Consider the following 23,501-nt stretch of genomic DNA (forward strand, 5'->3'; position numbering starts at 1 on the left):
ATGTCGAAAAGACTATGCCATTCATTAAATTAATCATTTTACATTTCATAATTCGTTAGGTTTAAATGTCTTTCGATAAAAAAACATCGTTTATCGCTTTTCTACAACTTTTTATTTTGAAAAATATCCGATATTTTGTCGATAAAAATTTTTATTTTTCACTAACTCTATAACTTTATTAATAAGTAAATGTAAACCGAATAAACTTGAAAAATCTACAAGTACAATCCGTCAAATTGTTTATGTATTTCCTTGATTATCTTTCTGCTTCGATAATCTTTCTTGGACAACTTCTTTTCCCTGGCAAAAACATGTCAGTATTAGTAATTATTCAAAAAAGAACCTTTAGATAGACTAAACTACGTCTACCTAAAGGCTCTTTTGATGATTAATACTCTTTAAATAAATCTTGTAAAATATAATAAGATTGTTTTAATCGCTCTTCATATTTTGGCGTCTGCCATGCATCCCAAGTATATGCTGAAAGAGCTGGCAAAAGTTGATTATCTGCTTCTGGTAAAGATTGAACTACTGTCCCTTCTTTGTCCACAAACACTGCCCCAATATAAATATTATCTACTTTGATGGAAGCCAATTCACCATTTTTATATAAATCTCCCATAAACTCACGCTGACTTGGATCTTTTGCTTGAATCAACAGCCAAGGAATTCGCAACTCTATGACGTTATTATCACTCCATGTGTAATCAACAAGTGAATTGTACGCCTTTGCTTCAGGATTTGCATTTCCTTCAAGTAACTTGCCCGTTTCATAAAAACTAAAGTCCGTTGTGGTTTTTTTTTCTGGTAAATACAGTTGTTTATTTAACACATAATAAATCGGCGCAAACTTACCACTATCTTTTATTGCATTTACCATGCGTGGTGGAATCATTTTTAAGCGATGCCCATACAAATAATCATAGAAATCATAGTATTCATCAACAACAACTCGTGAATCGCTATTTTTATTTAACTCTAAAATGAAATCTACACCATTTGAAAACTTCAAATTCTTTATGGTTGATGCTGAGGTATTACCTTGGTCAGGCACTACATCCAGTAATATGCGTGGTGATGCATTTTGTAGCTCCTCACTTTTTAGCTTCATGTATAAATATTTTTCATCAAAATCGACTGCAAAATCTGTCTCACTAGTAGGATTTCTAGGATATAACTGTGTACCTTCCCACTCATCGATCTGTCCATCTATTTTTACTTTATTTCTGTCAAAGCTCATAAGCCCAAATTGCTGTTCATTTGTTTGGGCATTGGACCAAAACGGACGACGGTTTGGATCATCATAATCCATCGTATTCCATGTGCGCTTAAACCACTCATCTTGCCATGTGAAAACCAGTCCTCCGAGCAAGCCCTCATGCATAATATCTTCAAATAAATGCTGCAGTGTCTCACCCTGTGCCTGCTCTGACATATGCCCTTGATTCCAACCGTAGACATTTTCATGCGTCATACCACGTGATGCAGGAATGCCAAATTCCGCTATAAGGACAGGCATGTTATGCGCCTCATGTAATTCTTTTAAATAGGCAGCATAGCTATTTTTATTGCCTCGGAAATCTACATAATTTAAATATTCTTTATCAAAATTAAAGAAATCTGGATAATAAGGATATACATGATAGGAGGCAAACTGACCTGGCTTTTGCATATCTCCCTTTGTATAGATAACATTGGGATTAACACCTACTAAATCTTCCTCCTCAGAGGGTTCAGATGGATGCTCAAGTAAATCCGTTGTGACCCAGTTTGTAAAACTCATTGGACGCATCCAATTATATTTGTCTTTCTCATAAACCGTAATGGTATCCATCTGTTCCGCTAGCCAATGCTCAAAAGGTGTTGCATTTTTGGTTTCAAAATACGTCCCGTTATATTGACCAATATTCGCATGTTTTTCATTCGTACCGACAACCATATGTGGATACCACTCAATTCCTAATACCCAACCAATAACATATTGTGAAACATCCACATCATATAAGCCCGAAGCATGACCAGCTACTGGATTCACATAAATATTCCCGTGAATTACATCTACCATTCGCTTCATTTCATTTTGAAAATCTTTTAAAGTCGCTTCATCGTAAGCATCGAGTGATTCCGATAAGCCCTCTTCATGAATCCAGACCCCATGCAGAACATATATTGGATTAGCTGGATTTCCTTCGTTATACTTTGCCAGCGCTCGGTAAAAACCCGGCGGATGTAATGTATATACACGGACCGTATTGGCATTCATATCTGCTATTTGTTTGAACCAGCGATAATATTCTTCTTCAGTAATCGCTGCCTCTCCAGGAAAAGCACCCGGTTTCCCCATACCAATATTTACACCCTTAAATACAATTGGCTTCCATTTTCCATCTTGTAAAACTTCAAATGCTTCACCCTTAATGCGCGCATTATAATTTAAATCTTCTCTATTTATCGTTTTTTGAACTTCTTTTTGTTCAAAGTTCTCGAATATTTTGTTCATGACCGGAATGTAGATAGACCAGTAGAATGAGCTATCGGCAAATTGCTCCGCATATTTATAAAAAGTTGGTAAGCCCTTAAATTTGTATAACGTTGGGACCTTCGCCATGTCATTAAAATCACCGGCAAAATAATAGCTTGTAGTATATCTTTTATCTTGGGATACTATAGCTGCAAATTGTTGCGGAATATTATTTTCCTCTACTAATTTTGTACCTGCTTCAGTTAAATCCCATTTATAATTAGCCAGTGCGTCCTCTTCATATTTCGGGGTAATAATATCAAACCAATAGCCATATTCAGCACTAGTGGAGGTATTAAAATATTGTTTACCCGCGTCAGTAAATTGCACCTGAATTCCTTCTGTTTTTACATGCTTGTCCATTTCTAACACAATCAGCTTTTCCGTGATTTCATTAAATACAAGAAAGCCTCCCCCTTTATATGGCCAGTCATCGCCATATTCATCAACGACCCATTGGGGGATTTCTAGATTCTTATGAAAATCAAGTTCGTTAAAATAACGACCAATCCATCCGGTCCATGAAATTCCTAAATAATCCTGTAGCTCTGCTCGGACAGCTTGCGAGGTCGGAGAAGCAAATGAATTGTACTCAGCTATTAACATACTTTTCTTTTCACTCGCCAAACGCGATACAATTCCTTGCCATTCGTCCATCTCCAGTCCACCAACGATTTTTTCAGAACGTTGACCAAAACGTTTTTCTTCTTCCAAATCATCTTTATATACACCATACGTATCTGCTAAATAAATAACATCATACTTACTATAGTCAGTAGGAAATTTTTTTTCAGTCACACTTTTTGATTTATCATTTGGAATCGTACCGTAATAATTATTTTGTAAATCATAGGGTTGATTGTCCATTGTATATTTATAATGGTTTAAAAACCAATTAACTCCCAAATGTTCACGATACGTTTCATTTGGAACTGTTTTATCTAAAATAGCGACATTTAGTGGTTTCTCATCATCCAAATACCACAATGCAATAGGTGTGATGGCAAGAATTAAAATTACTACAACCCCTATATAGATTCGCTTCATACACTTTTCTCCTTTTTTGCAATGCCGACACGTTTCATATTTCCCCAGTCGCTTTTTCTTCGCATAAAGCGCACTACCCCTTCACAACGCCACATGAGTGTAAGCGGGCGATACCAGAAAATTTCTGTGAATGCTAACAGAATCATACGTAGCAACTCTCTTTTTCTAGGATACGTATTCATGCTCCAAGCTTCAAATAATACTGAAGCTACAGAAAAAATTACCCCGTAAATTACAAAGAGCAGTAATAACAAAATTGCCGCTTCATAATAAATGTCCCCTAAGAAAAACGCTACGATGATATAGATATAACCACCCAATTCGATAATAGGTCCTAAGCATTCAACAAACCAAAAATATGGAAATGAGATCATGCCAATCAATCCATACTTTGGATTTAAAGTCATTTTTTTATGTTTCCATAGACTTTCAAACATCCCTTGATGCCAGCGTCTTCGCTGATTGCGTAGTACACCTAATGTCTGTGGCGCTTCTGTCCAGCATACAGGGTCTGGTACAAATTCTATGCGCTTATTTTCTTTTTTCTCCTTAATGAGTCGATGGATATGAACAACGAGCTCCATATCCTCTCCAATGATATCGGTGGAATAACCACCAGCTTCTATTGCCCATTTTTTTGAGAAAACACTAAATGCCCCTGATATTATGAGCACAAGATTGAATTTACTTAACGCAATACGTCCCATTAAAAAAGCTCGTAAATATTCAATCACTTGCATGATGACTAAGTAATTTCTAGATAATTGAGTCTCGTAAATAGAGCCAAACTGCATTTTTGCCCCATTGGCAATACGGATATTTCCGCCAGCAGCAATGACTTCTCCGTCAGATAAAATAATAGGCTTCATGACACGTAATAATGATTTCTCATCTAAAATTGAATCTCCATCAATGGAACAAAAATACGGATATTGAGATACATTAATCCCTACATTCAGTGCATCAGCTTTCCCACCATTTTCTTTGTCGACCAAAATACAATTCATATATATTTCGGATTCATAGATTTGTATTACCTGCTTTGTTTGAATATTTGTGTGTACTATTTTATTTACCGGTTTCATTTGGAAATGCTCAATCACTGTTTGTAGCGTGTTGTCAGTAGAACCATCGTTAATAATAATAATTTCTGTTTGCGGATAACGTAAATTGAGCAAAGAATAAACCGTATCCACAACCCCTACCTCTTCGTTATAAGCGGGAACAAGTAAAGATACAGGCTTTGAATAAAAGGCATCGATATGCGCATCATCGTATTCTGAAGGATCTAAGCTATAACGTTTACGTAAATCAAACAATGCAATAACAAACATCATGCAATATGAAGCAATAACGAATAGCATATAAAATAAAATAACGCCACCAAAGAACCACATAGAATAATCTACAATTTTCATCTGTTCCCCTGCTTTCTCGCTACTATTTCCTGTGCCATTTCTATCCCATATTGATCGCTTGATGATGCTATAAATTGCTGTAGTTTTGCTAAACCTTCTCGGTCCTCCGCTATCGTCTTAGCTGCTTGTGAACGCACCCACCAATTTTCATCTTGTAGAAGTAGTTCTAAATATGAATAGGTATAGGTTAATGGTACATGTTTAAAAATTTTCCCTACCATTAACCTCGCTTCCCAAAAATCAGAAGTCACGAACGGCACAAAGGGCTCAATGTCATCTATCACACCGATCTCAAAAAGACCCTTTAATGCTCTTATTTTAATTTCAGTCACATCATGTGTTAACAACTGCTTTAATCTATCGATATATTTCATATTCTTCTTGGCTGCAGCCGTATCAATAACAGCATATTGTATATTAGCAGGCCATCTATCAAATTCATCAAAAAATCGTATAAACACATCTTCCTCTAGCAAAACAAATAATCTTCTATATTCGCTTTCAGAATAACTAGCATTGGGTACCTTTATTTTTTCGATAAATAGATCAGGTTGGAACGATGAGTATATTTTTAACAATTGAAAGTATTCGGTTTCCGAAATATTGGTTCTTTCTAATTTTTTACAAGCCTCTAGTAATTCATCTATGTGCAATTCTGAAATACGATACAAAGCGTTCATCCGAATGCTCCATCGCTTACTACGTAAATCTTGCGCATAGAACTTTATTAGATATACATTAGAAAATTCTTTTATTTTTTGTCTTACGTTTTCATTTATAATGTTTTTTAAATAAGATGAAAATATAATTTCAATTGCTTCCACTTGTGCCCTGCCGCGAGGAACGAGCACCACAGAAAAAATTTCATCATTAAATAGATATTCATACCAACATTGTGAATAGTTTTTTATATAAGTTTCACGTGCTGTCAGAAAGTGATTCTCACGTTCTCGTTGAAAAAACAAATACAACACAAATATAAAAAACAGAACCAACAATAAGGCTATTACGCTAAGTAGAAAGTGAATCGATAAACCAATCATAGCCAAAACCTCGCAAAGGTTCGTTTAATTTTCGCTTCTAATAAACGCAAATTAAAGGGTTTAACTATATATTCGTCTACTCCGCCCTCATAAGCATTGAGTATTGCCCCTTCAGAATTACGTTCTGACATCATATAAATAATAAATTTTTTCTCATTCGGCATTTTTCGCAAAGTGTGTAAAATTTCTAAGCCATTTTTACGCGGTAAAATATCATTCATAACAACTAGATGTGTATGACCAGATTTATAAGTGTTTGATTGTAAAAAGCTATAGCCATCCTCATAAGCTGTTACCTCTAATGCAAAATTAGGTATGTGTAGTTGATGTAATGTTGTCTCTAGCACTTTTCTAAAAATGACATTTTGTTCAATAATACTCACCTTTACCTGTTCGATTGGTTGCACCCTATAATCTGTTACTCGCTCAATAAGCCACATCGGTTGACTGTCATCTGCTAGTTTTTCCTTGTTTTTTTCCACCAAAGTATCAAAAGTAACATGATTATTGCGTATTTCCGTGATTGAAGCTTTTATCCCTAACTGATTGAACTCTTTCACTACGTTATTGTTTTTTAGCATTTTATAAATGCGTCGCAAAAACGCCTCTGCTTCCACATCACTGCTTTGCAAAAATAGTATACCCCAATGATCTCCATCTGCTGATTGGAAGAGTAAATCAGTTTTTCTTATTTTTGACTTTAAAAAATTAGAAATTTGCACATTTATATTGCACCGCTCTACCTCAGTGCTTGGTGTAAAATTTGCTAATTTTAAAAAAACGGCTGTAATTGTAAGGTGTGAACGAATGACACTTTCACGCCAAATTTCAAAATATCTCTTTACTTCATGTTCCTGCATGATATCTTCTGCAATGATTATTTTATTCATTTATTATCACCTCAGTATTCACTAAGAATTTATCGTTGTCATTGTTTCGTTTTATGCAATTAAATCCGATATTTTACATTATAACTATAGTAATAAAGATATTACTATACATAATTTATAATAACGCACATTCATTATACTAAAATATATTATATATTTGATATAAAAACTAGAATAAGATTTCAAAAAGCAAATATGTATATTTTCTGATAAATGAACTACAACACAAAGATAAACACAATCGTTTTTATTCACAAAAACAAAAAGGATATGCAAGTTTATCACTTACATACCCTTATTTAGCAAAGTTAATTACTTAACTGGTACAACTGCGCCTTTCCATTCTTCAAGGATGAAGTCTTGGATTTCTTTAGACGTTAATACTTCTAATAATTTTTTAATTTCTTGTTTTGTTTCATCGCCAGCACGCACAGTGATAATGTTTACATATGGTGATTCTTTATCTTCCAGAGAGATAGCATCTTCCATTGGGTTTAAACCGTTATCAATTGCGAAGTTCGAGTTGATAAGAACGGCATCGCCTTCTTCGTTTTCGAACATTTGCACTAGCATTTCTGGTGCAGTATTTGCATCGAATTTAAAGTTTTTAGGATTTTCTGCGACGTCTTTGATTTCAGCTGCTGTTTTGTCGATACCATCTTTTAATTTAATTAAGCCTTTAGCTTCTAATAATGAAAGCATACGACCGTGGTCTGAAACAGAGTTAGAAAGTAAGATTGTTGCTCCTTCTGGAAGATCCTCAAGAGTCTTGTATTTTTTAGAATAGATTCCGATTGGTTCGATGTGGACACCGCCAGCATTGACGAAATCATACCCATTATCTTTAATTTGTAAATCTAAGTAAGGAATATGTTGGAAAAAATTTGCATCAAGATCACCAGATTCTAAATCTTGGTTAGGTAGGACGTAATCTTGGTATGGTTCAATTTTTAGATCAATACCTTGTTCGGCTAAAATTGGTTTTGCTTTTTCTAAGATGACTGCATGTGGTGTATTTGAAGCACCAATAGTTACTGTTGTATTTTCTTTATCGTCTGCTTTATCTCCAGTTGTTGAACCTGCATCTTCTTTTTTATCAGCGCCACAAGCTGCTAGAGCTAGTACAAGGACTGATAAGAATAAACCTGCTAAAAATTTCTTCATTTGTTTACACTCCCTTTTATCTTGTTAAAAATATGTTAGCGGTATGAAACCGGAATAACCTTAACGTTTGTCTGTTTTGGCTGTGATCATGTCGCCAATCCATTGAATGATAAATACTACAACTAAAATTAAAATCGTTGCCATTAATGTTACGTCCTGACGATTACGTTGGAAACCGTCTAAAAAGGCTAAGTTTCCGAGACCACCAGCACCAATAATTCCTGCCATTGCTGTATAGCCGACAAGTGCAACCGCAGTTACTGTAAGGCCTGAAATAAGTGCAGGTAAGGATTCAGGAATTAAAACTTTCCAAATAATTGTTGAAGTTTTTGCCCCCATTGAACGAGCCGCCTCAATAACGCCTCTATCAATTTCACGTAAAGCGATTAATACCATTCGTGCATAGAACGGTGCGGCACCTATGATTAGTGCCGGTAATGCCGCATCTGCCCCACGGATTGTCCCAAGTAAAAATTTCGTGAATGGGATTAATAAAATGATTAGCACGATAAATGGAATGGAGCGGAAAATATTAACGACCGACCCTGTTAAAAAGTTAACCAATTTATTAGCCCAAAGTTGGTTAGGACTTGTTAGGAATAGGATGATGCCAATGGCTAACCCAAGAATAAAGGTTACAACCGTTGAGATAGAAGTCATATATAGTGTTTCATATGTGGCTTCCCACATTTTTTCCCAGTCGACATTCGGAAAGAGACTAGTTAGCATCTGTAATCACCTCCGTTTGTACTTCCACTGTATTTAAATAACTTAATGCAGCAGTCACATTGTTCGCTGAACCATCAATTTGGACAATGAGTGTACCATATGCGCCATTTTTCGTTTGCGAGATGTTACCATGTACAATACTCATTTCAACATCAAACTGCTTCACTAGATGTGAAATAACTGGCTGCTGTGTTTTTTCTCCTACAAAGACCAGCTTGACAAGTTGGCCCGTTGGATAATTTACTTTTAGCTGTGCCATTGTTTCCTGCGTTTCTTTCGTATCTGTAATTTGAGAAACAAACTTTTTCGTGATAGCTGCTTGTGGTGCTTGGAAAACTTGTAATACTTCCCCACGTTCTACAATTTCCCCCGCCTCCATCACTGCCACACGATGACAAATTTTGCGGATGACATGCATTTCATGTGTAATTAAGACAATCGTTAACCCTAATCTTTCATTAATGTCTACAAGTAAATCAAGAATGGCATCTGTTGTCTCCGGATCCAGTGCGGATGTTGCTTCATCACATAACAATACTTCTGGATTATTTGCGAGCGCACGCGCAATCCCAACGCGCTGCTTTTGTCCACCTGATAGTTGCGATGGGTACGCTGTATCACGTCCCTCTAAACCAACAAGGGCAATCAATTCATTCACGCGCGCCTCTCGTTGCGCTTTAGGTACACCTGCAATTTCTAAAGGAAAAGCAATATTTTCCGCAACTGTTCGAGACCAAAGTAAATTGAAGTGTTGAAAAATCATACTTACCTTTTGTCTAGCGTTTCGGAGCTTTTGCCCTTTAATCGATGAAAATTCTTGGTTGTTCACCGTCACCGTACCGGATGTTGGCTTTTCTAAACCGTTTAATAAACGAATCATTGTACTTTTACCAGCGCCACTATAGCCGATAATGCCAAAAATCTCACCTTTATTAATGGATAGATTGACATCTTTGACTGCTGTTAATTCGCCATTCGCGGTTTTGTACTTCTTGGTAATATTTTGAAGCTTTATCATAGCGAATACTCCTTTTCTCATATAGAAAACCCCTTCACTCACGACAAGTTGAAGGGGTCACGTACTTTATACGTTGAACCGTTCTCTCATCTTTCAAAGAAAATTTCTTTGGGTGATTTGGCACCTTTTCACTAATGTGATGGTTGCCGGGCTTCATCGGGCACTTCCCTCCGCCACTCTTCATAAGAGTTCGATATTTTATTTTTATTTAAAACTTATGCTGAAATAAAATTAATATAGTTGATACTTTACCATGCTAGTAAAGTTCAGTCAATTGGTTTTTTTAACAATTCGTATAAAAATGGTACGGATTGAAAAGCATATACCTTTTCTGTAACTTTTTCGCCATCACTTATAAGTAAACATGGTACACTTTCTATTTGGTAATCATAAGCTATTTGCTCCATAAAATTCATATTCGCTTTACCAAGCTGTAACTGTGGCAGCAATTGCTCAACAATATCCATCATTTTTGATGCGACTGCACACGTCCCACACATTGGTGTATATAAATAAAAGGCAGTTTTTTCACCAGACTGCATCGCCGCTTTCCACTGCTCTTTTGACCATTCTTCCATCTTTTCACGCAACCTTACAAAATATATTCATTATGGATGGAGAAATGCGCGCGCAGTAAAATCATCGCTAGCACTTTCCTCGGTGTCGTCTCTACTTCTTTATAGGTTGGCATCGTGCGTAAATGCTCCGCCTCTGGATAATGTCTGTCCATTAATGCCCGTAGCTTATCACCTGATGCATCTGCATCAAAAAATGTGTATAGCTCACACCCCTCATAAGGATCGAGAAGCTCTTCTAATTGATGAACACCGATTGTACCATTTGTACACAGTATAAGTACATTCTCATTCAAAATAGGTTCAATTTGAAGCTTATCCGAACGGCCTTCCACGATTAAGCATTTCCCTCCGAACATCACGACACCCCCATTTAAACATCAACCCACTATACCCTATTATATAATAAAAAACGCCGGTAATCTCCGACGTTTCCATGTGTTACAGGCTTATCATTATTCAGCAATCATTTCTTCGTATTGTTCTGCTGTCATAAGTTTTTCAATTTCTGATGTGTCAGCAGGCTCTACAACGATCATCCATGCTTTTTCATATGGTGATTCATTTACGAATTCCGGGCTATCTTCTAAATCAGCATTTACTTCAACTACTTTACCTGAAATAGGCGCGTATAATTCAGAAACAGTTTTTACTGATTCTACACTACCGAATGGATCATCTGTTTTGATTTCGTCGCCAACTTGTGGAAGCTCAACGAAAACGATATCTCCAAGTTCAGATTGTGCGAAGTGTGAAATACCGATACGTACTTTACCATCTTCTACTTTTACCCATTCATGTTCTTCAGAGTATCGTAAGTCTTTAGGTGTGCTCATGCAAAAAACCCCTCCATAAATATGTAATATATTCACTATCAGTGTGCCATACTTCTCCCATAAAAACAAGGATAAAAGCGGTTATTTCCAAGCATGCTCAAATTCGGATTCTTTAAACCCTAATGTCACTTTTTCTCCATCAGTAACGATTGGTCGTTTAATCAGCATACCATCTGATGCAAGTAGTGTCAGTTGCTCTTCTTCCGACATTTCAGCAAGTCTATCCTTCAAGCCAAGCTCGCGATATTTCATACCAGAAGTATTAAAAAATTTCTTCAATGGTTGCCCACTTGCTTGCCAAAAGCTCTCTAATTGTTCCTTTGTTGGTGGTTGTTCCACGATGTGTACCTCTTCAAATGAAACACCATTGTCAGTTAACCATTTTTGTGCTTTTTTACATGTCGTACATTTTGGATAATGGATAAATTGAATCGTCATATGTAGGCTCCTCTACAGTCATTTTCTGTAGTATACCATCATAGCTGTCATGAACCAAAATGAAACCTTTTGAGAAGTTCTATCCGTCACTTTTGTCGTTCTATCCATCACTTTCGCGATTCTATCCGCTTCACGCAAAAAACTAGCTACCTTATAACGAGTAGCTAGTTCATGATATATTCTAGACGATGAATTTTTCAGCTTCAATTAGTTTAACAGAAGCTTCACGTTTCTTCGCAATTAGGTTATAAGGATTGTTACGCGTTAGCTTACGTAACGCAGACAATGTCATGCGGGCAGCATCTCCATCCGCTGAAGCAAGAATTGTATCTTTCGCTTCTTTTTCAATTTCTGCAAAGGCCTCTTGGCAGAAGATTTGTGTATAGAGAAGTTTTTGATGTGCTTTGTCTACTCCGTCACGTGCAATGGCCTTTTCTGTGCGTAATACAACTGATTCCATTGCAAATAGTTGGTTAGCAATGTTGGCGATATTCACAAGCACTTCTTGCTCTTGATCGAGTTTTGCACCGAAGCGTTGTGCAGCCATACCAGCAGCTAACACAGCAATTTTCTTCGCATTTTTCACAAGATATTTCTCTTGTGCTAAAGTTTCCGTGCCCACTTCTTCAGGCATTAACATCAGCAACTCTTGCTGTAAGTTTTGCGCCACTTGCAGTAAAGGAAGCTCACCTTTTAATGCTTTTTTCATGAATGTACCAGGCACAATCATACGATTAATTTCATTTGTTCCTTCGAAAATACGGTTAATACGTGAGTCGCGGTAAATACGCTCTACTTCATACTCTGCCATAAAGCCATAGCCACCGTGTAATTGCACCGCTTCATCTGCAATGTAATCTAATGTTTCTGAACCGAAAACTTTTGCAATAGAACATTCAATTGCATATTCAGCAATGGCATCTGCAATCACTTTTCCTTGCTTTTGTTCTTCAGGACTTAACATGCTTAAACGATCTTCGAATAATCCTACTGTACGATAATTTAAGGATTCTGACGCATATAATTGAGACGCCATAGTTGATAATTTTTCTTTTGTTAAGTTGAAGTCAGATAGCTTCGTTTTGAATTGCTGACGTTGATTTGTATACTGAATGGCAAGCTCTAAAGCACGTTTTGATCCACCAATTGTGCCAACACCTAATTTATAACGACCGATGTTTAAGATATTGAATGCAATCACATGGCCACGACCCACTTCACCTAACAAGTTTTCAACAGGTACTTCTGCATCTTCAAGTACTAGTGTACGAGTTGAAGATGATTTAATGCCCATTTTCTTCTCTTCGGGACCAACCGAAACACCACTATATGCACGTTCTACGATAAATGCCGAGAATTTATCGCCATCGATTTTTGCATAAACAACAAATACATCAGCAAAACCAGCGTTTGTAATCCATTGTTTTTCACCGTTTAATACATAATGTGTACCTGCAGCATTTAACTTTGCAGTCGTTTTAGCACCTAATGCATCAGAACCTGAACCTGGTTCTGTTAATGCGTATGCTGCGATTAATTCGCCAGAAGCAAGTTTTGGTAAATACTTTTTCTTTTGTTCTTCATTTCCGAAAAGTACGATTGGCAATGAACCAATTCCAACGTGCGCACCATGCGTAATGGAGAAGCCACCTGCTACAGACATTTTTTCTGCGATTAATGCAGAAGAAACTTTGTCTAAGCCAAGACCTTCATATTCCTCAGGTACATCAGCCCCTAGTAAACCGAGTTCACCAGCACTTTTTAATAAACGTACTGAATGTTCAAACTCGTGATGCTCTAAGTTCTCAACTACAGGTAATACTTCGTTTGCAACATACTCTTCAGTCGTTTTTGCAATCATTTTATGCTCATCTGTGAAATCTTCGGGTGTAAATACACGATCTAATTCCACGTCTTCAATGATAAATCTGCCGCCTTTAATGATATCCGTTGTTTTTTCTGTCATGTTAAATTCCTCCCTAGTTTTATGGTGCCTGGCACTCACACAATTTTCACACAATTACAATTGTCATATATAGAAAAGCTCGCAGTACTTTGTTCGGAGGCAACCGAAAACGCAATACCCCGAGCTTAACTAGTAAAGTTATATTATTTCAAATACTCCAGCAGCACCCATACCGCCACCGATACACATTGTCACGACACCATATTTCTTGCCTTGACGTTTCAGCTCATGAATGAGCTTTAATGTTAAAATTGCGCCTGTTGCGCCGAGTGGATGTCCTAATGCAATTGCTCCACCATTTACATTGACCTTTTCTTGGTCGATACCTAAATGACGAACAACCTGTAATGATTGTGAAGCAAATGCTTCGTTAATTTCCCACAGGTCTATATCCTCAATAGCAAGACCTGCAATTTCAAGTGCTTTTGGGACAGCAACGATTGGACCAATCCCCATTACTTCAGGTGGTACACCGCCAACTGCAAAGCCTAAAAACTTCGCCATTGGAGTCATTCCTTGCTTTTCTGCTTCCTCACGATCCATTACTAACACAGCTGCTGCTCCATCAGAAGTTTGTGAAGCGTTTCCTGCTGTAACACTTCCTTTCACATGGAAAGCTGGGCGAAGCTTCGCTAAACCTTCAACAGATGTGCCTGAGCGCACACCTTCATCCATACTGAAAGTGAATTTCTTTACTTGTGGTTTGTTATTGTCGTCCACATAATGTTGTTCCACTTCGATAGGTACAATTTCATCATTGAACTTACCTTCTTTAATGGCTTTCTCTGCTAGCTCATGTGAACGCACCGCAAAAGCATCCTGATCTTCACGACTCACATTGTATTGACGTGCCACTTCCTCAGCTGTATGCCCCATCCCCATGTAATATTGTGGTGCAGTTTCAGCTAATGCCGGATTTAAGCGAGGTGTATTGCCGACCATTGGCACCATACTCATTGATTCAACGCCACCCGCAAGAATCGCCTTTGAATGGCCAAGCATAACGCGCTCAGCGGCGTAAGCAATTGCTTGTAAACCTGAAGAACAGAATCGATTGATCGTTAGTGCAGGCGTTGTATCTGGTAATCCTGCAAGAGCCCCAATGCTCCGCGCTACATTCATGCCTTGCTCTGCTTCTGGCATCGCACAACCTAATATTAAATCATCCACTGGACCTTCATAGCCCGCTCTTTTTAATGTTTCTTTGACAACAATTGCCCCAAAATCATCTGGTCTGACTGTTGCTAAAGAACCTTTTTTCGCTTTTCCAATAGGAGTTCGTGCTCCTGCTACAATAACGGCTTCACGCATTCTCTAAATCCCCCTTTGTGTCCTGTGTAAAATATAGTCATAAACGCCTTCATTAGTTACGAAGTGGTTTGCCTTTTAAAAGCATGTGTTGCATTCTTTGTTGTGACAACGGTTCAGCTACTAAACTTAAGAAAGCTTCACGCTCAAGATTTAATAGGTATTGTTCGTCAACTAATGTGCCATACGGAACTTTACCACCTGCGATAACATAAGCTAACTTTTTGGCAATTTTTAAATCATGCTCACTAATAAAGCCTGATTCAAACATACCTTGTGCACCGATCAGTAGTGTTCCATAACCTGATGCACCTACAACAGGGATTTTTGCTGGCACTGGTGCTTGGTAGCCCGCTTCATATAGTGCTAATGCTGCTTGCTTTGCATCATAAATTTGGTGATCTGGATTCACAGAAATACCATCTGCAAAATCTAGGAAGTTATTAACACGTGCCTCTTCACCTGACGTAGAAACCTTTGCCATCGCAATTGTTTCAAATACTTTATTGGCAATATTTTGATAGTCTACCTCCACGCCATTCGGTAAACCTTTGATGAATTTTTGGTAAAGTGCTTTATTACCTCCACCACCAGGAATTAGTCCAACGCCAACTTCCACTAAGCCCATATAGGTTTCCATCGTTGCTTGAATATGTGCAGCCGGTAAGCAAACCTCTGCGCCTCCACCAAGTGTCATAGCAAACGGTGCCGCAACTACTGGCTTGCGAGAATACTTAATTTTTTGCATCGCATCTTGGAAAGCTTTTATAACGAAATCAAGCTCAAAAATGTTATCATCCTGTGCTTCTACTAAAATCATACCTAGATTTGCACCTACGCAGAAATTTTTGCCTTGGTTACCAATGACTAAGCCTTTATAGTTAGCTTCTACTTCATCAATAGCAAAGTTAATCATTTGAATGATATCTAAACCAATAGCATTGGATTGAGAATGGAACTCTAGCAATGCAATGCCATCACCCAAATCTATTAAGCTAGCACCTGTATTCGATTTGATAACACCATGTTTTTTCTTGTAGCGCTTTACATTAATTTCTTTTTCATTTACCGGTACTTTCATGTATTCTGTACCGTTGTAGTACGCTAAATCACCATCAATTTCAGCATAGAACGTGTCAAAGCCATTCGCTAACATATCTTTGACGAAGGCTGGTACTACACGACCTTCCGCCTCCATTTTTGCCACGGATTCTTTAACGCCGATTGCGTCCCAAATCTCAAATGGACCTTGTTGCCAACCGAAGCCCCATTTCATCGCATTATCAATGGCTACAATATCATCAGCAATTTCACCGTGTAGCTGTGCAGAGTAAATTAATGTTGGCGCAAAAATACGCCATAATAAGTCCCCTGTACGATCCTTCGCATATGTCAATGCTTTTACTTTGTTTGCTAGACCACGTGCCTGTTTTGCTAATTCAATAGAAGGAGTTTGCAATTTCTTCACTGGACTATATTCTAATGTATTTGGGTCAATTTCTAATATTTCTTTACCTTTTTTTACAAAGAAACCTTGCCCAGATTTCGCCCCTAGCCAGCCATTAGTTACCATTTTTTGCAAGAATTCTGGTACTGCAAACACCTGCTGCTCTTCATCTGTTGTTTGGTCATATACATTCTTCGCTACATGAATAAATGTATCTAGTCCGACAACATCTAAAGTACGGAATGTTGCTGATTTCGGACGGCCGATTAATGGACCTGTTACAGAGTCTACCTCACCGACCGAATAGCCACCCTTCATCATTTCTTGCAATGTGACAAGTAAACCATATGTTCCAATACGGTTAGCAATGAAGTTTGGCGTATCCTTAGCAAGAACAACCCCTTTTCCAAGGATGTCTTCACCAAATGTCTTCATAAAATTGATGACTTCAGGTGCTGTCGTCTTTGCTGGAACCACTTCAAGTAATTTCAAATAACGTGGTGGGTTGAAGAAATGCGTCCCTAGGAAGTGCTTTTGGAAATCTTCTGAGCGTCCCTCCGCCATTGCATTAATGCTAATTCCCGATGTATTCGAACTGATGATTGTACCAGGTGTACGCACAGCATCAATTTTTTCATATAGATTTTGCTTGATGGCTAAATTCTCAACGACTACTTCAATAATCCAATCGACGTCCTTTAGCTTTGCTAAATCATCCTCAAAGTTACCGACTGTTAGTAGTGATAAATTTTGCTTAGAAGTAAGTGGTGCCGGTTTTTGCTTAACTAACTTTTGTAGAGCTCCCTGTGCAAAGCGATTGCGTACAGCTGGATGCGCAAGAGTAAGTCCCTTTGCCTCTTCCTCTTTTGTTAGTTCTTTCGGTGCAATATCTAGTAATAGTGTTGGAATACCGATGTTTGCTAAATGTGCTGCAATTCCAGAACCCATTACACCAGAACCTAGAACAGCTGCTTTGTTAATATTGTAAGTCACAAGCAATTCCCCCTTATTCTCCCATTGAATGAATAGCCATTCATTTTTTGGCCAAAAAAAATCAAATTCGCCTGAGCGTATTTTAGTCCAGAAGTTGAATTAGACTAGCACAATTCAACATTTACCGCTTTCGTGCAATAAATTTGTGGAATACGCCTGCGGCATATCTTCGTTCAGTTGACATTTTGACAGATGATGAATAAAAAATTAACTAATTTTCACCGACTACCTCTCGAGGTAGCAGTCTTCCCCTGAAAAGAAGATAAAACTACTTTTTCTGTTTTTAGTGTAGATTATTTTGACTAAATTAGCAATCTTTTTTCTCCAATTATTTTTGCAGTATACAACTTTTTTCGTTCTTTACGAGCGAAAATACGACAATAAGTAGATTCACAAAGAGCGTAAACAGATAACTTTCAGGATTAATAAAAAATGTGTAAAATGGAACCAAGGAGAGTGAAATACTAATGAAAACAATTACAACTGCAGAACAATTTAATGAGCTGATCGCTGGCGAACAAAAGGTCCTAGTGAAATTTTATGCTGGCTGGTGCCCAGACTGCACTCGTATGAATATGTTCATCGACCCAATTATCGAAGAATACAATCAATATGACTGGTATGAGCTTAACCGTGATGAGCTTCCAGAAATCGCAGAAAAATATGATGTTATGGGTATTCCAAGCTTACTAATTTTCCAAAATGGTGAAAAATTAGCGCATTTACATAGTGCTAACGCAAAATCACCACAGCAAGTTACCGAGTTTCTATCTGCTCAGTAATGATGCCAAAGGGCTTATCTTTCTGAGTCACTTAAGCTGTGAATGCGAAGTGACATCTTTCATCTACACAAAAAAAAAGCAGCTGCATTTCTTCAATGAAATGCAGCTATTTTTTAAAGGGAGCTATTTATGCACTGTCAATTACCATTACAAGGAACATCACAATACGATGCATCTATCTCACCAAGCTATCGTAATTCTGCCTGTGGCCCAACTACTGTCCATGTTATCCTACAATACTTACATAATGACAAAAATATCCCTGCTGTTAACGAACTTTACACAATGCTTGGTGGCACCAAAATTGGTCTGTTTAAATGGCGCTTAATCCATAATCTTCGCAAGCTGTTTCCAACATGGGCTATACGAGATTGTACTTTAAAAGAAGCCATGCAGGAAATTGATGAAGGTCGCCCCGTAGCGATGCGTTTCGATCGTTATTTTAGCTTACAATGGCGCGATAAAAAATCTGCTTATGCCTATCATTGGGTACCCCTCATTGGCTATGAAATTCACAACGATGAGCTCTTATTAATTTTTCATGATAATGGTGGTCCACATCGTGATAGTAAAATACGTTCAACCTTTTATAAAGATAACAAGAAAGTATTGCGCTTTGTAAAAATCGCTCCTAACTAAGCGAATATAATGAGCGTGCCTGCTTGGCAATTAATGTGAAGCCTCGCTCTTCTAGCGCTTTAAATGTATGTTGCTCGTATCCTGGCACTGCTAAACTCGTAAACTCAGCTTCTATTGGTACGTTTGTTTGAATTGTCGCGAGTTCGTGTGATAATTTCAACATATCAACATTCTCTTGAATCTTCGTTCGTTGTCCCGGCTTTAACTCTTCTAAAGAAGCAATGACCTTATCGATAGAACCGTATGTTTGAATCAGTGTTAATGCTTGCTTCGGCCCAATTCCTTTTACCCCTGGATAGCCGTCACTGGTATCGCCCATAAAGGCCTTCACCTGCGCAAATTGCATAGGTTCAATCCCATATTCTTCCATAAATCTTGTATGCGTATAGACATCGTACTCCGTGTAACCCTTTTTCGTAAACGCAATCTCTGTCGATGGCGTTAACAGTTGCAATAAATCTTTATCGCCACTAATGACCGTTATGTTGGCTACGTCTTGCCATTTAGAAATCATCGAACCAATGACATCATCGGCTTCCATACCTGCAACTCCAAAGTTTTGCCAGCCCATTTCCTCAGATAAAGTTTTCGCCATATCAAATTGTGGCAGCATTTCCACTGGGGGTGCTGGGCGATTTGCCTTATACCCATCATATAATTCGTTACGAAACGTATGGGCGCCCATATCCCAACATACGGCTATATGTGTTGGTTGCATGATGGACTGCGCTGTCATTACATGACGTACAAATCCTTGGGCACCATTTGTCGGTGTGCCGTCTTCTAGACGTATAAAATGCCCCATCGCAGCTGAAGCAAAAAATGACCGGAATAATAAAGCCATGCCATCTACAATTAAAAGTTTTGGTTTAGTTGTCATTTAAAAAATTCCTCTCTCTCAACATTCCTTTATTATAGCAACAATGATTGAACTATGCTTTAAATGGGAATGAATCATTAAAGATAATGTAAGGGGGATTACTAATATGAAAATCCATAGTGGTACTTTATATTGGCCAACAACCATTCACAACGAACTTTCTATTATAAAAAACCCGATTGCACCTTATTATGAGGTCATTATTATTGGGGGTGGCATATCTGGTTTTCTAACTGCACATGCTTGCTTAGAAGCTGGCCTAAAAGTTGCCCTAATCGAAAAAAATGACATTGCAAAGGGAAGTACTGTCGCTAACACAGGGATTTTACACTTTAGTAATGACATGATGTTACATGAACTAATCGAGCAAATTGGTGAAAAAGATGCGGTCCGCTTTTATAGAATGTGCTACGAAGCGATTCAACAGATTGAAACGATTACTAATACACTGCCTGACCAAGCAGATTTCCAACGTCGCCAAAGTATTTGCTTTGCTAGCAAAACACGTGATGCTTCCAAGCTATTACGTGAATTTAATGCGTTGCATACACATGGATTTCCTTGTGAGTATTGGAATGACATTATTATAAAAGAGCGCCTTGGTTTTGAAAAAGAAGGTGCCCTTGTTACATTTAATGACGCTGAAATTAACCCTGTAAAATTCGTTCAAGCACTTGCTGAACAATGCCAACAAAGAGGTCTCCATATATTTACCAATATTATGGTGAATGTGCTAGAGGATATACATGACAGCACTATTTTGCATACCATAAATGGTCAATTCACTACACGTCATTTAATTTTTGCTACTGGCTATCAACATTTACCATATGGACAGTTAAAGGGCTCGGATTTCAAACGGTCCTATACCATTGTGACCAATTCGATCGACAATTTTAAACCATGGTATGAACATTCACTTATTTGGGAAACGAAGCGTCCTTACTTGTATATGCGCACAACGCCAGACAATCGAATTATCATCGGTGGTCTTGATGAAGATAAAGCTAAAGTACCGAAATCTGAAGAAAAGCTAGAGAAGCAATCTAATAAGCTACTTGCATCATTGCATGAACTATTTCCTCATTATAATGTAAAAATCGATTACAGTTATTGTGCAACTTTTGGAGATTCAATAGATTGTCTACCCTTTATAGGCGAACATCCTGATCATCCTCGTTACTACTATTTACTTGGCTATGGCGGGAACGGTACTGTTTATAGCATGATTGGCGCAAACATAATAACTGACTTGCTAAAAGGTGTACCTAATGATGACGCGAGGATTGTAACCTTGGCACGTAAAAATGGTATCAAATAATGGAAGACGATTATTAAGATGTGAAGGGCGTTTGTTATGTTAAAAATCCGCTGCGCTTTCCGCAAGGGCTTGCATATGCTCCATGTTGAGTCTCATGCTCTTGCTTGCCTGCTACCCACGTTTTCGTCGCCCATGCGCCTAAGCGGATTTTTATCTAGATATCAAAAAATAGTATGCTATGACTAGCATACTATTTTCACATTTGGGACAGTTGCTTTTTATTTTTTCGCAATACGATGTCGATGATCGAGTTGAATACCTGTAATCCATTGTAAAAATGCAGTCACACCCGTTTTCACTGTTTCTATACGTAATTCCCCTTCTTTAGGATCAGCATAGACAAAGTCAATATGGCGAACACCTTCATTTTCGCCAATGAGCTTTACAATATCAAATAATTCATAAGCCGTTAAACCACCCGGTGTCGCGGCAGGGACTTCAGGTGCAAATGTTATATCAAGTGCATCCAAATCGACTGATACATAAATACGATCTACCTCAAACATTAGCTGACGAAGCATTTCACGAATTGTAAGCTGTATACCATCCCTGCGCATTTGCTTTAGGGTAATCATATGAATACCTTGTTCACGTGCGTAATGAATCATCTCCGGTGAATTGAAAAAGCCATGCAAGCCTACATTATAAATATGCTTTCCTTCGACAACACCTGCCGCAATCAATTGCTGTATAGGAGAATCCATTGCTAGGCCAATTTCTTCCTGATTCCTTGCATCTAAATGCGTATCAAGTTGAATAACACCAATACGATCCTGTGGAAAAGCATTTTTTATGCCACGTAGAGAACAAGCCGTTATCGCATGATCCCCTCCAATGAGGCAGGTAAAGCTTTTCTGATAGGCAACACTTAAGCTTTCTGCCGCAGCCTCAATAGCCGATTCAGAAATCATTTTATCTGTCGTATGAATAGCGACGTCACCAATATCAACAACAGCCAGCGCCCGTAAATCCACTTGCTCATCTAAATTATAGGATTGAAAACTAGACCATGCCTTGCGAAAAGCATGTGGATACTGTGCTTTTTTGGACGACTCACTTGCATACGATAATAACGCGCCATAGACAATGATATCAACATCACTCGGCTGTGGATTTTCCTTTTGTTTTATCCATTGATGCATACCCGAGCCATTTTCTTGCTTCCACTGCCATTCAGGTTGAATAAACATGTTAACCGACCACCTTCACGCCTTTTTTCCATACTTTTTTCACATGATTAACACCAAAAATATAATGTAACTTTTGATGATTATGCACATCCCATAAGACGATATCTGCTTGCTTTCCTACTTCTATCGAGCCAACACGATCCTCAATTTGCAGTGCACAGGCAGCATTATATGTAGCAGCAGCACATAAGCTTTCCGCTGGTGTCATGTTCATCGTAATACACGCTAGATTCATGACTAGTGGCAATGAGATTGTCGGGGATGACCCTGGGTTACAATCTGTAGAAATTGTCACAGGTACACCAGCATCGATAATGTCTCGTGCACGTGCTGGCTTTTCTCCTAAATACAGTGCCGTTGCTGGCAATAAACAAGCGATAACACCTGATTTTACAAGCTCTTCTATTCCTTCATCTGATACTTTTAATAGATGTTCCGCAGAAATTGCCCCTACCTTTGCTGCGACATACGCACCTTTATTTTCTTCAATCTCATCCGCATGAATTTTTGGAAGAAGCCCATATTCCTTACCAGCTAGTAAAACTCGCTCGGATTGCTCAGGGGTAAAGACATCCACCTCACAAAATACATCTATGAATTTCGCAAGATCCTCTTGAACAACTGCTGGGATCATTTCTTCGATGACTAAATCGACGTACTTATCCGGGTTCTCTCTATACGCCTCTGGCACCGCATGCGCTCCCATAAAGGTTGAGACAATATCCATTGGATGTTTTTCATGCAATCTTCGCATCACACGTAATTGCTTCAACTCATTTTCTAGGTCCAGTCCGTAGCCACTTTTGCTTTCCAGTGTTGTGACACCATGCTGTAAAAATAAGTCCAATCGCCTTGCCGTTTGATTGAAAATATGTTCTTCAGATAAAGTACGCATTTTTCTGGTTGTTGCATGAATACCTCCCCCAGCATTCATAATGTCCATATAACTCGCACCTTCTAAACGCATCTCAAATTCATGCTCACGGCTACCCCCGAAAACAACATGCGTATGAGGATCTATTAATCCAGGTGTGACAATCTTTCCAGTTGCATCTACAATCTCAGCTTCTTGTGCCCGATGTAAATATTTTAGAATCATGTCCTGTGTCGTCCCCAAATCTTGAATCAAACCGTTCTCAATCCATACACTTCCTCCCTCAATAATACCGAGCTCTCGCATTTCTTCGCGCACACGTGGCCCTTTTTTATCGCTAGCTAGTGTCACTAATTGTGAAATATTTTGAATCCAAATTGGCTTCTGTGACAATCCCGTCATCCCAAACTCCCCCTATATAT

20 protein-coding genes and 1 riboswitch are annotated in these 23,501 nt (G+C 38.2%); of the genes, 3 read left to right on the top strand and 17 right to left on the bottom strand.

Annotation, left to right across the window (positions count from 1 at the left end):
- Positions 1-388: 388 nt before the first annotated feature.
- The 14 genes from C9J35_RS08505 to C9J35_RS08570 form a co-directional block, all read right to left on the bottom strand.
- The gene (locus C9J35_RS08505; protein ID WP_107924169.1) at positions 389-3,568 is read right to left on the bottom strand and encodes a hypothetical protein; all 3,180 of its coding nucleotides are present in this window, start codon (positions 3,566-3,568) and stop codon (positions 389-391) included.
- On the bottom strand, positions 3,565-4,986 hold the full coding sequence (locus C9J35_RS08510) for a glycosyltransferase family 2 protein (protein WP_107924170.1): 1,422 nt from the start codon (positions 4,984-4,986) through the stop codon (positions 3,565-3,567). Before C9J35_RS08510 ends, C9J35_RS08505 begins: the two co-directional genes overlap by 4 nt.
- A complete protein-coding gene (locus C9J35_RS08515) occupies positions 4,983-6,029 on the bottom strand; it encodes a HEAT repeat domain-containing protein (RefSeq protein WP_107924171.1) in 1,047 nt (348 codons plus the stop codon). The genes C9J35_RS08510 and C9J35_RS08515 overlap by 4 nt, the downstream gene beginning before the upstream one ends.
- Positions 6,026-6,919, bottom strand: coding sequence for a response regulator (locus C9J35_RS08520; RefSeq protein ID WP_107924172.1), 894 nt, complete (start codon positions 6,917-6,919; stop codon positions 6,026-6,028). The genes C9J35_RS08515 and C9J35_RS08520 overlap by 4 nt, the downstream gene beginning before the upstream one ends.
- Before the next feature lie 312 nt (positions 6,920-7,231).
- Entirely contained in the window at positions 7,232-8,083 is an 852-nt protein-coding gene (locus C9J35_RS08525) for a MetQ/NlpA family ABC transporter substrate-binding protein (protein ID WP_107924173.1), read from the bottom strand.
- A gap of 60 nt (positions 8,084-8,143) precedes the next feature.
- Positions 8,144-8,812, bottom strand: a complete 669-nt coding sequence (locus C9J35_RS08530; protein ID WP_054767601.1) for a methionine ABC transporter permease — start codon at positions 8,810-8,812, stop codon at positions 8,144-8,146.
- Positions 8,802-9,830, bottom strand: coding sequence for a methionine ABC transporter ATP-binding protein (locus tag C9J35_RS08535; RefSeq protein WP_054767628.1), 1,029 nt, complete (start codon positions 9,828-9,830; stop codon positions 8,802-8,804). The genes C9J35_RS08530 and C9J35_RS08535 overlap by 11 nt, the downstream gene beginning before the upstream one ends.
- An 83-nt stretch (positions 9,831-9,913) precedes the next feature.
- Positions 9,914-10,019: riboswitch (SAM riboswitch) on the bottom strand.
- A gap of 77 nt (positions 10,020-10,096) precedes the next feature.
- Positions 10,097-10,408: a thioredoxin family protein gene (locus C9J35_RS08540; RefSeq protein ID WP_107924174.1), complete on the bottom strand. Its 312-nt coding sequence runs from the start codon at positions 10,406-10,408 to the stop codon at positions 10,097-10,099.
- A 14-nt stretch (positions 10,409-10,422) separates the two neighbouring features.
- The gene (locus C9J35_RS08545) at positions 10,423-10,764 is read right to left on the bottom strand and encodes a toprim domain-containing protein (protein WP_054767600.1); all 342 of its coding nucleotides are present in this window, start codon (positions 10,762-10,764) and stop codon (positions 10,423-10,425) included.
- A gap of 96 nt (positions 10,765-10,860) precedes the next feature.
- Positions 10,861-11,241 carry a glycine cleavage system protein GcvH gene (gcvH, locus tag C9J35_RS08550; RefSeq protein ID WP_054767599.1) on the bottom strand — a complete coding sequence of 127 codons (381 nt, stop codon included), beginning with the start codon at positions 11,239-11,241 and terminating at the stop codon, positions 10,861-10,863.
- Positions 11,242-11,322: 81 nt separating this feature from the next.
- A complete protein-coding gene (locus C9J35_RS08555; RefSeq protein ID WP_107924175.1) occupies positions 11,323-11,679 on the bottom strand; it encodes an arsenate reductase family protein in 357 nt (118 codons plus the stop codon).
- Positions 11,680-11,860: 181 nt separating this feature from the next.
- Entirely contained in the window at positions 11,861-13,645 is a 1,785-nt protein-coding gene (locus tag C9J35_RS08560; RefSeq protein WP_107924176.1) for an acyl-CoA dehydrogenase FadE, read from the bottom strand.
- 138 nt (positions 13,646-13,783) lie between these two features.
- The gene (locus tag C9J35_RS08565) at positions 13,784-14,956 is read right to left on the bottom strand and encodes an acetyl-CoA C-acetyltransferase (RefSeq protein WP_107924177.1); all 1,173 of its coding nucleotides are present in this window, start codon (positions 14,954-14,956) and stop codon (positions 13,784-13,786) included.
- A 52-nt stretch (positions 14,957-15,008) separates the two neighbouring features.
- The gene (locus tag C9J35_RS08570; protein ID WP_107924178.1) at positions 15,009-17,393 is read right to left on the bottom strand and encodes a 3-hydroxyacyl-CoA dehydrogenase/enoyl-CoA hydratase family protein; all 2,385 of its coding nucleotides are present in this window, start codon (positions 17,391-17,393) and stop codon (positions 15,009-15,011) included.
- Between the two features lie 467 nt (positions 17,394-17,860).
- On the opposite strand from C9J35_RS08570, the gene C9J35_RS08575 reads away from it, so the two are divergent.
- Positions 17,861-18,175: a thioredoxin family protein gene (locus tag C9J35_RS08575; protein WP_054767598.1), complete on the top strand. Its 315-nt coding sequence runs from the start codon at positions 17,861-17,863 to the stop codon at positions 18,173-18,175.
- Between the two features lie 129 nt (positions 18,176-18,304).
- Positions 18,305-18,814: a C39 family peptidase gene (locus C9J35_RS08580; RefSeq protein WP_107924179.1), complete on the top strand. Its 510-nt coding sequence runs from the start codon at positions 18,305-18,307 to the stop codon at positions 18,812-18,814.
- Here the strand turns inward: C9J35_RS08580 and C9J35_RS08585 are convergent.
- The gene (locus C9J35_RS08585) at positions 18,807-19,694 is read right to left on the bottom strand and encodes a 5'-3' exonuclease (protein WP_107924180.1); all 888 of its coding nucleotides are present in this window, start codon (positions 19,692-19,694) and stop codon (positions 18,807-18,809) included. The two genes, C9J35_RS08580 and C9J35_RS08585, sit on opposite strands and share 8 nt — an antisense overlap.
- 106 nt (positions 19,695-19,800) lie before the next feature.
- Here C9J35_RS08585 and C9J35_RS08590 point away from each other — a divergent pair, with 106 nt between their 5' ends.
- Positions 19,801-21,015, top strand: coding sequence for an NAD(P)/FAD-dependent oxidoreductase (locus C9J35_RS08590; RefSeq protein ID WP_107924181.1), 1,215 nt, complete (start codon positions 19,801-19,803; stop codon positions 21,013-21,015).
- Between the two features lie 218 nt (positions 21,016-21,233).
- Here the strand turns inward: C9J35_RS08590 and C9J35_RS08595 are convergent, their stop codons facing one another.
- Together C9J35_RS08595 and hutI are read right to left on the bottom strand one after the other, a co-directional pair.
- Entirely contained in the window at positions 21,234-22,205 is a 972-nt protein-coding gene (locus C9J35_RS08595) for an agmatinase family protein (RefSeq protein WP_107924182.1), read from the bottom strand.
- 1 nt (position 22,206) lies between these two features.
- Positions 22,207-23,481 (bottom strand): imidazolonepropionase, encoded by a 1,275-nt coding sequence (gene hutI / locus C9J35_RS08600; RefSeq protein ID WP_107924183.1) that lies wholly within the window; start codon positions 23,479-23,481, stop codon positions 22,207-22,209.
- Between the last annotated feature and the right edge of the window lie 20 nt (positions 23,482-23,501).

It is taken from the genome of Lysinibacillus parviboronicapiens (assembly GCF_003049575.1).
Lineage (GTDB): Bacteria > Bacillota > Bacilli > Bacillales_A > Planococcaceae > Lysinibacillus > Lysinibacillus parviboronicapiens.